The organism is Kibdelosporangium philippinense, from assembly GCF_021390435.2.
Classification (GTDB): Bacteria; Actinomycetota; Actinomycetes; order Mycobacteriales; family Pseudonocardiaceae; genus Kibdelosporangium; species Kibdelosporangium philippinense.
The window spans coordinates 1,574,819-1,586,530 of the sequence record NZ_JAJVCN010000002.1 but is presented as its reverse complement, the minus strand read 5'-3'; the positions used below and the strand labels follow the sequence as shown (position 1 = coordinate 1,586,530).

Annotated in this window: 13 protein-coding genes and 1 pseudogene; 5 read left to right on the top strand and 9 right to left on the bottom strand. The window is 64.4% G+C overall.

Going from position 1 to position 11,712, the window contains the following annotated elements:
* Nucleotides 1-534: a sigma-70 family RNA polymerase sigma factor gene (locus LWC34_RS26465; protein WP_233727842.1), complete on the bottom strand. Its 534-nt coding sequence runs from the start codon at nucleotides 532-534 to the stop codon at nucleotides 1-3.
* A gap of 223 nt (nucleotides 535-757) precedes the next feature.
* Between LWC34_RS26465 and LWC34_RS26460 the strand changes: the two genes are divergently transcribed.
* The 5 genes from LWC34_RS26460 to LWC34_RS26440 all read left to right on the top strand — a co-directional run bounded on the left by LWC34_RS26460 (nucleotide 758) and on the right by LWC34_RS26440 (nucleotide 6,049).
* Nucleotides 758-1,891: a DUF1996 domain-containing protein gene (locus tag LWC34_RS26460; RefSeq protein ID WP_233727841.1), complete on the top strand. Its 1,134-nt coding sequence runs from the start codon at nucleotides 758-760 to the stop codon at nucleotides 1,889-1,891.
* Between the two features lie 121 nt (nucleotides 1,892-2,012).
* Nucleotides 2,013-2,927, top strand: coding sequence for a hypothetical protein (locus LWC34_RS26455; RefSeq protein WP_233727840.1), 915 nt, complete (start codon nucleotides 2,013-2,015; stop codon nucleotides 2,925-2,927).
* A gap of 104 nt (nucleotides 2,928-3,031) precedes the next feature.
* Nucleotides 3,032-4,063 (top strand): MerR family transcriptional regulator, encoded by a 1,032-nt coding sequence (locus tag LWC34_RS26450; protein WP_233727839.1) that lies wholly within the window; start codon nucleotides 3,032-3,034, stop codon nucleotides 4,061-4,063.
* A complete protein-coding gene (locus LWC34_RS26445) occupies nucleotides 4,060-5,256 on the top strand; it encodes an MFS transporter (protein WP_233727838.1) in 1,197 nt (398 codons plus the stop codon). Before LWC34_RS26450 ends, LWC34_RS26445 begins: the two co-directional genes overlap by 4 nt.
* Nucleotides 5,257-5,305: 49 nt before the next feature.
* Nucleotides 5,306-6,049 carry an IclR family transcriptional regulator gene (locus LWC34_RS26440; RefSeq protein ID WP_233727837.1) on the top strand — a complete coding sequence of 248 codons (744 nt, stop codon included), beginning with the start codon at nucleotides 5,306-5,308 and terminating at the stop codon, nucleotides 6,047-6,049.
* Between the two features lie 4 nt (nucleotides 6,050-6,053).
* Here the strand turns inward: LWC34_RS26440 and LWC34_RS26435 are convergent, their stop codons facing one another.
* From LWC34_RS26435 to LWC34_RS26405, 8 genes and pseudogenes are all read right to left on the bottom strand, one after another.
* Nucleotides 6,054-6,818, bottom strand: a complete 765-nt coding sequence (locus LWC34_RS26435) for a short-chain dehydrogenase/reductase (protein WP_233727836.1) — start codon at nucleotides 6,816-6,818, stop codon at nucleotides 6,054-6,056.
* Between the two features lie 15 nt (nucleotides 6,819-6,833).
* Entirely contained in the window at nucleotides 6,834-7,085 is a 252-nt protein-coding gene (locus LWC34_RS26430) for a hypothetical protein (protein ID WP_233727835.1), read from the bottom strand.
* A 35-nt stretch (nucleotides 7,086-7,120) separates the two neighbouring features.
* A pseudogene (locus LWC34_RS58870) lies at nucleotides 7,121-7,393 on the bottom strand (CoA transferase); the annotation flags it as partial.
* A 73-nt stretch (nucleotides 7,394-7,466) separates the two neighbouring features.
* Nucleotides 7,467-8,027 carry a hypothetical protein gene (locus LWC34_RS26425; protein ID WP_233727834.1) on the bottom strand — a complete coding sequence of 187 codons (561 nt, stop codon included), beginning with the start codon at nucleotides 8,025-8,027 and terminating at the stop codon, nucleotides 7,467-7,469.
* An 80-nt stretch (nucleotides 8,028-8,107) separates the two neighbouring features.
* Nucleotides 8,108-8,866 carry a glycosyltransferase gene (locus tag LWC34_RS26420; protein WP_233728957.1) on the bottom strand — a complete coding sequence of 253 codons (759 nt, stop codon included), beginning with the start codon at nucleotides 8,864-8,866 and terminating at the stop codon, nucleotides 8,108-8,110.
* A gap of 21 nt (nucleotides 8,867-8,887) precedes the next feature.
* Entirely contained in the window at nucleotides 8,888-10,072 is a 1,185-nt protein-coding gene (locus tag LWC34_RS26415) for an ISAs1 family transposase (RefSeq protein WP_233722717.1), read from the bottom strand.
* Nucleotides 10,073-10,199: 127 nt separating this feature from the next.
* On the bottom strand, nucleotides 10,200-10,643 hold the full coding sequence (locus LWC34_RS26410) for a glycosyltransferase (protein WP_233727833.1): 444 nt from the start codon (nucleotides 10,641-10,643) through the stop codon (nucleotides 10,200-10,202).
* A gap of 436 nt (nucleotides 10,644-11,079) precedes the next feature.
* Nucleotides 11,080-11,643 carry a transcriptional regulator gene (locus LWC34_RS26405; protein ID WP_233727832.1) on the bottom strand — a complete coding sequence of 188 codons (564 nt, stop codon included), beginning with the start codon at nucleotides 11,641-11,643 and terminating at the stop codon, nucleotides 11,080-11,082.
* Between the last annotated feature and the right edge of the window lie 69 nt (nucleotides 11,644-11,712).

The window sequence follows — 11,712 nt, the reverse complement described above, 5'->3', positions numbered from 1 at the left end:
TCAGGCCACTCCTTCCATCCCTGTTCCGCGTGCGGTGAACAGGTCGCGTAACGCACGCAACGCGTAGTGCGAACGCGACTTCACGGTGCCCGGCGGGATACCGAGCGTCTCCGCCGTCTCATTGACGTTCTGTCCTCGCACGTAGATCTCCACGAGCACAGATCGGTGCACTTCCGGCAACTTCTCGAGCGCGTCGAGCACCACCATCGAGTTGACCACCTTGTCGGCGTGGTCACGTTCGATCGGCACCGCCGTCGGCGACTCCGGCACTTCCTTCGGCCGGGCGTTTCGGGCGCGCACCTTGTCGGTGATGATGTTGCGCACGACCGTGAGCAGCCAGCCACGCACCGAGCCCTTGCCGTTGACCAGGACGTCCGGGTTGTGCCACGCCTTGATCAACGCTTCCTGCACGACGTCCTCGGCTGCCGGTCGATCGCCGGTCAGCCTGGTCGCGTAGGCGAGCATGGCGCGGCCGTGCTCGGCGAACAACGTCCGGATCAACGCCTCGTCGGCGACTTGCCGATGACGAGCCATCCGTAACACCTCCACGAACTCCCGGTGCCGGGAGCTCCCCTCATTCGAAACGGATGCGGTGGCCAATTCGGATCACCGCGGATGACACTGGAAACCGTGATGCCGCTCACTCGCGGCAACTAATCGCCACTACCAATCCGGCGGCCCGCCTTGACTGGCCAATGTGGACAGCACAAGGGCGACAAGGGACGTGCCGCGGGCTTCACCGATTGGGTACGTGGGCATGGCAGATCTCCCCTTGCTTGCCGCTGGGTTTTCACCGGGATCCCGGCTCGTTGACCACCGCAACACGCGTCCGGTCGCGAAGAGGTTCACGGGAATTCCCGTTACGGCCGTGGCAAGCAACTGCCATCCCGGTTCGGCGCTTCTTTCCGCTGGTCCGTGCCATGCGAAGATCCGCATCGTGCTGCGCCCGTTGATGTTCGTCGTTGCCCTGTGTGCGCTCACCGCACTCACCGCCTGCAACAGGAATCCGGGTGACCACGCCAGATCCAGCGACTCGTACTACGTGGACATTCAGCAGGTGCCGGTCCGAGCGACGGCAGTCAAAACGCAGCCTGGTGCCAGCACGGGGACATGGCAGTCACAGTGCGGGCGCAATGAGAACAAGCACCGGAATGCCGACAACGTGGTGGTTCAACCAAAGCTGCCCGGCGCCGCCCACCACACGCACGACTACGTCGGAAACCTCTCGACCGACGCGTTCTCCACGGATCAAAGCCTTGCCGCCGCGGGAACAACCTGCCGCCTTGACGATCGATCGACCTATTACTGGCCAGTACTAAGGCTGACCGACGAGGCTGGTGACGACGCGGACACAGCGGGTGGCGGTATCCATGGCAATCATGGACGGATCGTGTTGCCCGACTCCGTGCTCATCCAGCTGCGTGGCAATTCAATGTCCAATGTTGTCGCCGCGCCGCGCTTCCTTCGCGCCATCACTGGAAATCCGGTAGCGGTCTCGCAGGATGGCGAACACGCCGAGCACGTGCAGTGGACTTGCTCAGGCGCCCGCGACCGCGTGACCAACCGCTATCCACGCTGCGCCGACGGGCAACAAGTGGTCCGGGTGTTCGACTTCCCGAAATGCTGGGACGGCAAAGCCACCGACAGCACGCTGCACCGGAGCCATCTGGTCTTCCCGAACGCGGACGTGTGTCCGATTGGGACGTTCCCAGTGCCACAGCTGCACGTCGAACTCGCCTACTCGATTCCGGCCGACGCGGACTACGCCATCGATTCCTTCCCCGAGGAGGGCAGGGATCCCCTGACTGACCACGCGATGGCCATCGGTGTGATGCCGGATTCGCTTATGTCGCAGGCAGTCGCGTGCATCAACGCAGGTAGACACTGCTGAAAACGAGCGTGACCCAGACCACTCCGAAATTGTGTGAACCTCTTCGACCCGAGTTCCGTGTCTTGGCCCGAGCGGGTCGGAAGCAGGCCGGAACCGCATCTCACATTCGGAGTGAAACCCCATGTTGCGTAAGAGTGTTGTGTCCTTTGCTGCCCTGACCGCGTTCGGCATCGCCGCACTGTCCGCTTGTGGTGGCCAGAACGGTGCCGCCCCGCCATCAGAGACCGGCACCACGCCGGTCGCGCAGGCTGACTCGGAGGCGCTGAACTTGTTGTCCGGCACGCCAAAGTCGAACAACGCACAGAAGGACACCGGCGACTGGGCCAAAGGCCCGGACGGAACCCTGGACACCGCGCCGAAGGACGTCGCTATCAAGTGGATCTCGATCGAGAAGAGCAAGGCAGGCAAGCTCGACCCGGTCGTGGTCAACGGTGCGGGGCTGACGCTGTACCGGTTCGACGATGATGACGCCAACCCGTCGAGGTCCGTATGCGCCGGCGAGTGCGCCAAAAAGTGGCCGCCGGTGCTTGTCCAGCCCGGCGTCACCAGGGTTATGTTCGAAGGCATCGAGCGCAAGGACATCGGAAAGGTCCGGCGGAGCGACGGCACGTTCCAGCTGACCCTCGGCGGCTGGCCGGTTTACCGCTTCAACAAGGACAAGAAGCCCGGCGACACGTTCGGCCAGGGCGTCGACGGCAAGTGGTTCGGCATCACGCCGAACGGCGGCAAGGCTGGTGTCCCAACCACGACGACGCCGAAGCCACTGAACAACGCGGGCGGCGGCAACAAGGCGACCGGCGCGACGCTGTTCGACGAGATCAACTTCGACCGGGTCAGCGACCTGTCGCAGGGCGCGGGCCTCGGCTGCACCAACCTTTCCCGGCCGAATGTGACCTCGTCGATCCGGGCGAACGGTTCGATGAAGCTGTGGTCGGACAAGGACTGCAAGGGCAAGTCGGTCACGATCGACGGTGACGTCGCCAACCTCGCGGACGTCAAGTTCGACAACACGGTGGTCTCGGTCTTCATTGGCTGAGGTTCATCCACAGACAGGTGTGGCGGTGCGACCCCCAGCGCATCGCCACACCGCCATGTCCGCGTCCTGGACCTTGCCCCTGGGGCAACCCGCATGATGGAGGGGTGGACCTGTGGACGATCGGAGTGTTCGCCCGTGCCGCCCGGCTGTCACCGAAAGCCCTGCGCATGTACGACGAACTGGGCCTGCTGGCACCGGCGAAAGTGGACAGTGAAACCGGATACCGCCGTTACGCCCCAAGCCAGCTCGAACAAGCCAGGTTCATCGCGTGGCTACGCAGGCTCGGCATGCCACTGGCCCGGATCCAGACCGTAGTCGGCCTGAGCAAAACGGAAGCCGCGGCTGAGGTCGAGGCGTACTGGTCCGAGGTCCTCGCCGAGACCGTGAACCGCGGTCAGCTCGCCACCTTCCTTGTCGACTACCTCAAAGGCAGGGGCAGCGCGATGACAGAACTCGGCATCCGATACGCGGCACGCACCGACACCGGGCAAGTGCGGACCAGCAACGAAGACGTGGCCTACGCCAACGGCCGATTGCTCGCGGTAGCCGACGGAGTACGCGGCGCAGCAGGCGGAAACGCCAGCACCGCAGCAATTGCCGCGTTGAAACCGTTGGCGACCCGGGCTGTGCCCGCAGGAGAGCTGCTCAACGCATTGGCGGAAGCGGTCGGCGAAGTCGAACAGGTCGTCGACGGAGTCACAACACTCACCGCGTTGCTGTGGTCGGGTTCCCAGCTTGGTCTGGTCCATATTGGAGATACCCGGGCGTATGTGCTGCGGGACAACGAACTCTTTCAGATCACGCACGACCACACCTGGGTTCAGTCCTTGGTGGACGAAGGAAGATTGTCGCAAGAGGAAGCCGAGTCGCATCCGCAACGGTCCATGTTGGCCCGTGCGATCTCCGGTTCAGGTGAGCATCAGCCCGATTTGTCCGTGCACGAGGCCAAGGTCGGTGACCGCTACCTGCTGTGCTCAGACGGCCTCAGCAGTGTCGTGTCGGCACAGCAGACGCACGAGGTGCTGCAACGCAAGAATTCCCCGGCCGATGCGGTAGACGAGCTGATCTCGTTGGCCTATCAGGGTGGTGCGCCAGACAATATCGCCGTCGTGGTGGCTGACGCGGTCCCGCTGTGAAGCTGTTCATCGACCGGCGACCGCTGCGAATACCAGCGTTCCGTCGACTGTGGACAGCCTCCGCGATCTCAGCGGTTGGCGGTTCGTTCAGCCTTGTGGCTATCCCAACTCAGCTGTTCACGCTGACCGGTTCGTCCGCGGCGATCGGACTTTCGGCCGTGATCTCGACTGCTGCGCTTGTCGTGTCTGCGCTGTGGTCTGGCGCGTTGGCTGACGTGATGGACTGCCGACGGCTGCTCTTGATCGGCAACGCTGGACTCGGACTGACCTACGTCGGCCTGTGGCTGAACCCCGGCTCGGTTCCGGTTCTGCTGGCTCTGGTTGCCTTGCACGGCATCAGCTTCGGCGCGACCATGACGACAACGGGCACCGCAGTTCCCTTTGTCGTGCCAGCTGAGCAGCTGGTCGCGGCCAATAGCCTCAACGCGTTGACCCGCTACACCGGCGCGGCCGTCGGTCCGCTGATCGCCGGTTTGTTGATCCCAATTGTCGGCCTCAGCACGCTCTATCTGCTGGACGCGCTCGCGTTGATCATCGTGCTCTGGGCCGTGGCCAAACTGCCCGCGATGCCCCGGCGCGGCCAGCGAGTGCAGCTGGGCGAAGGCTTTCGATACCTCGCCAGGGACCGCGTCCTGGTCGCGATTCTCGCCGTGGATTTGGCTGCCATGGTTTTCGCGATGCCGGTCGCACTTTTTCCTGAGCTGGCCGAGCAGACGTACGGCGGCCCGGCCGGTGGTGGGGTGGAACTAGGTCTGTTGTTCGCGGCCTATCCGACCGGTGTGCTGCTAGCCGGGCTGTTCTCAGGGACATTCAGCCACGCCAGACGACATGGCGCGCTCGTGGCGTCCGCCGCGCTGGCCTGGGGTGGCTGCGTGGTGGTCCTCAGCCTCGCCGCGCACCTCTTGATCGCGGTGTTGGCGCTGGTCACGGGCGGTGCCGTGAACTTCGTGCTGAGCACGTTCCGCAACGCCATCTCGCAGGTACACACCGATGACGCGTTGCGCGGCCGCATTCAAGGCTCGCTCACGGTCGTCCTGATGGGCGGTCCTCAGCTGTCCAACGTGGTCCACGGTTTCGGCGGCGCCTGGCTCGGTGCTCAGTGGGCGGTTGGCTTTGGAGGCGCGCTCACTGTCGTGGCCGTGGCGCTCGTGTTGCGAGCCATACCGGATCTCTGGCGGTACAAGTCTCCATAACGGTCCACTATGTGGCACAATCAACCGTAGTGTGCCGAAGGGACCAGGAATGTCGACCGCACTGACCGCCCTGCGCGTCCTTGACGAAGTCGCCCAGCTCCAACCAGTCGGCGTGACCACGATCGCCGAGCGGATGCAGATGCCCAAAAGCTCAGCGCAGCGCGCGTTGAAGGCGCTCGAGGCATCCGGGTGGATCAGGCAAACCGGTCCAGGCAAAGGAAAAGGCAAGGGCTGGGTGCTCACCACGAAGGCCATCGACATCGCGCAGCGCGTCGCCGCGGACGTCGGAGTGCGTGAGGTCGCCCGCGACATCCTGACCGAACTGCGCGACGCCACAGGCGAATCCGTGCATCTGGTGATCAGGGAAGGCAACGAGGTCGTCATCATCGACGTCGTCGAGACCGTCAACCCGACCCGCATCTACATCCCCCTCGGCACACGCTCTCCCCTGCACGCGACGGCAACGGGCAAAGCGCTGCTCGCACACATGGAAGAGCCACTGCGATCGGAAATCCTCGCGTCCGGGCTGCCTCGGCTGACCGACTCGACGATCACCGATCCCGCCCATCTCGACGCTGAACTGCGCGGCATCCGGGTGGACGGCAAGTGTGCTGTCGTCAAAGGGGAACTGCGCGAGGACATCGGGTCGATCGCTCGCCCGGTGTTCTCCCGGTCCGGCATGGTCGTCTGCGCCATCAGCGTTTTCGTGCCGATGTACCGGTTTCCTGCAGACGAAGGGCGGATCTGCCAGGCCCTAACGCATGCGGCTCGGCAGATCTCCGCTCGTCTTTGAGAAACTAGACTTTGCCGCCGTCGATCGTGAGCACTGTGCCACTGGTGTAGGACGACCGAGGTGAGACGAGGAAAGTCGCGGAGTCCGCGATTTCCTCGGGAGAGCAAGCGCGCCCGAACGGCAAGCTGGCTTCGAGCTCCTGCCACCGCTCCGCGTCGCCCAGTTCGGTCGCCGCACGTGTGCGCTGCAGCGTCACAAAACGGTCGGTTGCCGTGGATCCCGGGCTGATGCCGACCACTCGAACGCCGTCGTGCCAAGCCTTTTTGGCCAGAGCTTTGGTGAATCCGACCAGGGCGACGTTGCCAGCCGAACCCGCGATGTATCCGGCCGGGAACTCCTCAGCCGCGACACCGATGATGTTCAGCACGGCACCGTGCTGCGACTGGGCGATCTTCGGATACAGGCTCTGAGTAAGGAAAATGTAGCCGTACACCTTCAAATCCCATGCCCGCCGCCAGGTTTCCTCGCTGACGTCGGTCAGGCCGCCGGCGGGAATCGCGCCCGCGTTGTTGACGAGGATGTCCAGCGAGTCGACCGCGTTGGCGACTTCCTGCCGTCCGCTCTCGGTCGACAGGTCAGCGGCCAGTACATCGACCTCGACGCCGTGCTCGGCACGCCACTTCTTGGCCAGATCCTCCAGCTGTGGCTGGCTTCGGGACACCACACCCAGGTTTGTCCCTTCGGCAGCTAGGGATTCGGCGATCGCGGCACCGATTCCCTTGCCAGCCCCGGTCACCACGGCACGCAGGCCGCGCAGTCGCAGATCCATTGCTTCCTCCCTTTGTCAACGTTTCTCGATGAACGCGGACACTCCCCCGGCGTAGTCCGCACCGCTGTACGCCTCGTCGTAGAGTGCCCTGATGCCAGCGTCTTCGCGACTCGAGCGATGCAGAAGGATCCGCTCGATCAGGACTTTACTGCCCATAATGGACGGACTTGGCTTTTCCAGCTGTATCAACGACCTTTCGGCGAAGTACACGACCGTATTCGTACTGACGGCCGTCCGCTGGATCACTGTGGACAGTGTGGAACTCACCAAGCTTCAGGTTGGGCATCGCTTTCCCACCTCTGTCAGTACTTCCTCGGTGTGTTGCCGAGGTCGGGTGGCGGACGATAGGCAGAAGGCAGTTCGCCATCGAACCGCCACGGGGAACTGACCGACTTCACGATTCCCAGTCGAGGGTGTAGTGCTTCGGTGATGAGATCGGGCCGGACGTTGCCGATGGCTTCCCGCACGGTGTTGATCGGTCCCGCTGGAACTCCGGCCGCCCGCGCCGCGGCGAGTGCGTCGGTGCCCGAGAGTCCACTGAGGACGCGATTAAACTCGGCGTAGAGCGCGGCCCGGTTCGTCGACCGTCAGTCTGGTCCTTGTCGCTCCGCTGGTGTCATGGACCGTGTTCATCCTGCCCGGCTGGCTTTAGACCTCGACGCACCAAGTCCCGTTCTGGTTGACGAACGGCAACGGCACGCCCCTGGCCTCCGGCACGCCTTTGAGTCCCATGTCGACGGTGATCCGCGTCGAGCTGTAGATGGTGACCTTGCCGACGACCGGCTCGGCCTCGCCGGCCAGGTTCTCGTACATCACACCGGGATCGACCTTCTTGCATGTGAGTGCCTGTGCCGCGGCCGAGTCCTGGCGGATGACCGCGTCGGCGTACTGCTGGGCGACCGGTTTGACGGCCGCTTCCAATTCAGCCTTGTTCTCTACGGTTCCGCCAGGCTTCTTGGTCGGCTTCGACGTGGTGGTCTGCGCGGCAGGCAGGTCCCTTGAGGTCGTGTTGGACGAGTCGCCGGTGGTCAGCAGCACGACCGTGACCACACCACCGATCAGCAGCACAGCGGCCGCCACTAGGGCCACGACCAGGCCCGTCTTGTTCTTCGGCGGTGGCGGAGGCGGCCATCCCGGCGGCCCGTACGGCGGTTGCTGCGGGCCGTACGGGTACTGGCCGGGTGGTGGCTGCTGCGGTGGATACGTCACCGGACCTCCTGTTTCCTTCCGCGTACCTAAGCAGACGGTCGCACCCGGCTATCCGGTTCCACCGCGTCAACCACCAAAATTCACCCAGCCAGCGAGGTCACCCGTCGGGCCGCGACCAGCGCACCATCGGTCCGGATCCCGCCCGCGACCTCCCGTGCACTGGTCACCACGCCTGGCCGCAGCACGGAGTCAAGGACCTCGGCCAACGCACCCGGCTTGTCGGCACGGCCGATGCCAAGGTGTTCGACCTGCTCCGACCAGTAGAACTGGTCGAACATCTGCGGCACGATCACCTGCGGGACGCCAGCCAATGCCGCCGTTGTCGTGGTCCCCGCGCCGCCGTGATGCACAATCGCGGCACAGCGCCGGAAGACTTCCTGGTGATTGACCTCGCCAACGGCGATGCAGTCCGCCGACTCGTCCACAAGGGACAAGTCAGCCCAGCCGCTCATCACGATCGACCGGAGCCCGAGCGACCTGGCCGCCTCGATCGCCAGCTGGCTGTACTCGGGTTTGACGAACATGCTGCCGAACCCGAAGTAGATCGGCGGTTCGCCGGCATCCAGGAACTGCGCCAGTTCCGGCTCGATCGGACGCTTGTCCACGCGCAGCCACGCCCCGGTCTGCAGCACGCTCGTGTCCGCCGGATCCGGCCACGGCCCCAGAACCGGGTCGGCCGCGAGCATCGGCTGATCGCCGAACATGTGGCCACGAACGTCCGATATCGCGGGCAAACCAGCGGATTCCCGGCACGAATTCAGCACAGCCAAGAACCCGTTGAACCTGTCCCTGTCCTTCGCCCAGAGTGTTTCGTTGTCCTCGGTCCTTTCCCAGGGCAATAGCAAAGTCGTTGTTGCTGTTCAGGGGGTAGATGCGGCCAGGAGCGGGAGGATTCTCATGCGGTCGGCGGCGATCCATTCCAGGGTGCGTTTGATCTCGGTGAGTCCAGCCAGGCGGATCAGGCCGATGGCCAGATTGCGGAGCATGGCCATGGCGTGAGCACCGTTGCCGGTGTAGGCGTGCTGGTGGTCCTCAGCGAACACGACGTCGCGGACCCAGTGGATTTTGTTCTCGATGCCCCACTGACCCCGTACCAGGCCACCAATGTCCCGAGCGGACGCTCGCTCGGTGTTCAGGCTGGTCACGCCGTATGCGATCTCTTTGTGGACGCGTTGCCCGGCGAGGTTGAACACGTCCCGGCGGATGCGGAAGACCTGGGCGGCATGAGGGAAATCGACGCCCTCGGCGACGGTCGCCCAGATGGCCCGGCGGGTGATCCGCCCGTGGCTGCGCTCGTCGTCCACATGGTCCTCCGACCCTGGGGCAGCAGGCGGCAGCAGGGCTTGGACCTGGGCCAACAGGGTCGGCTGGTTGCCTTTGACAGCAAGCACGTAGTCCGCCTGCTTGTCGGACACCAGGTGCCGCGCGGTGTCGCGCTGGGTGTGCGCGGCATCGGCCGTGACCACCGCACCCGCCAGATCCATACCCGTGAGCAACGACTTGACCTGCGTGGTCTCGGTCGTCTCGTCGGGGACCCGGATCTGCGAGATGACCACCGCCTGGCCGTGACGCATCGCCGAGAACAGGCGCACACCACCGGAATTACGCACGGCCTTGCCGTCGATGGCCACCCCGTCGAAGCCAGCACAGCCGTCGTCGCCGGCCAGGGCCATCGCTCGATCAGCCAGCCAGTGGCACACCAGCCTGTCGGCGGCCTCGGCGTCCACCGACTCGACCACCCGGCGGATCGTGTCCGCGCTCGGCGCCACACGCCGTCCCGATAGGACGCTCCGCCGCGCCCCGACCAGCTCCAGCAACTCCTGCGGCAAGTCCTCGGCCCGGTCACCGGCCTCCCGGTAGTTCTTCGCCCCCGCCAATACCGCCAGCACCGTCACGGCCAGCACCGTGGCGATGTGATGCCGAATCCCCCGGCGTTTACGGGGATCGGCGACCTTGCCCAGCAACGCGACCAAGTCGGCTAGCTCAGCCGAGCCCATCATGACCGACGCATCGACGGGTACGCAGACGGCATGCGACACTGACACCAGCGGCCTTTCGACAGACGATCAAGAGCGTGAGAACTCACATCGTCCCATCGAAGGGCCGCATCTCCTTACCCACCAGGGAAAACCTCACCCCGCCCCACCACTCCCAAGATCAACCGACTTTGCTTTAGCCCTGGGTCCTTTCCCGCGAATCCCCGAGGATGGCGAACGCGGGCGGCGCGTGGTGCGGTGACGGAAAGCTCAGCGCGCAAAAAGTGCCGAAGAAGTACGGCACGCCCAAATTCTCGGCAGCGGAGTGTGCCGCGAACTGCAGCATTCCGGCGCCGACGACAGCATCGAAGCCCTTACCGGTCGCCGAGATCGTCTCGAACTGGTCCCTGACACTCTGATCAGCGGCTTTGCGCAGGTCCTCTGGCGTGTTGCCCTTCGCGGCGACACGCACTTCCGGACCGATCGGCACGAACGGAATTCCGGCGGTCTCGGCAAGACCGCGGAAGTCCGGCGGCGCGACAAGCCGCACTTCGTGGTCGAGTTCTTGCAATTGCAGCGCCAGCGCCATCGTCGGCTCGATCTCCCCGCGCGACCCGATCGCGGACAGCAGCACTCGCATGGAGATTCCTCGCTTTCACCAGGTAGGCCAGCGATTGTGCGGCACACCCCCGGCCTTGCGGCAAGCCCCCCACCCTGTTATAAGTTCCAATGGGGCCACCAAAAACCCTCGTGAGTGGTTAGTCGTGTTCTAACCCTGATAAACACTCACGAGCCATAGTGGCCAAGGCCAAGCTCGATGGCCGAGACAGGATGCCGCGAAGGCCACCTTCACGGCGTTCAACGCCAGCAACCCGGCCCTCACACGATGGAACACCGCGCGATTCCCAAAATCCTCGGGCTGACCTGCAACACCGCACCATTCCCAGAACCCCTCAGGCCGACCACTCGTGAACACCGTCATGCCCTAAAGTCCTTTGCCCACCACTTTCGAAGCCAGGAACGCCGGTCAACTCACCATCCTCAGCTAGGATGGTCTCAACATCTGAATGACAATGTCATCGTGACAGGCCAAGGGTGGTGAGCAGGTCTTCGTGCAGCTGAAACCAGATCGTGTGATACGCGTCCATCCGGTCGACCAGGTACTCCAGCTGGCCACCCTGAGCCCGGCTCAGCGCGTACCCAAGCCGAGCACGATGGCGCCCGAACCGCGTTATCGCCGACTCCAAAACGGCCAACACAGCATCCGCACGCTGATGGAATTCGACGAACCGGCCAAGCACGCGAGCGTCATACGCCGAGTCAGCATGATCGTTCGGGGTCATCACGCCGTCGACCGACCGCATCTGCCACGCGGTGCTGAGGTCGAGCAGCTCCGGGTTGAGCGGCAGGAAGTCCTCGTACGCCTTGGTCACCACAGCCCGAGCCCCTGCGGTGTCCAACTCCGCGGCGACACGTTCGGAGTCCGCCGCACGCCCCGCGTCAGTCAGGCTCCAGCCGCCAAACTCCCCAGGCGACCGCGTGACGAGCCCGGACACCGCGAGGTCGATGAGTTCGGATTCCGTATCGGCCTGCGACAAGCCACTCGACTCGGCGACCCGGTCGAGAGTCGTGACGCCCATGCAGCGAAGGGTGTGCAATACCAACAAGTCGACACTGGTCTGATGAGGAGACACGCCACAAGGCTACCG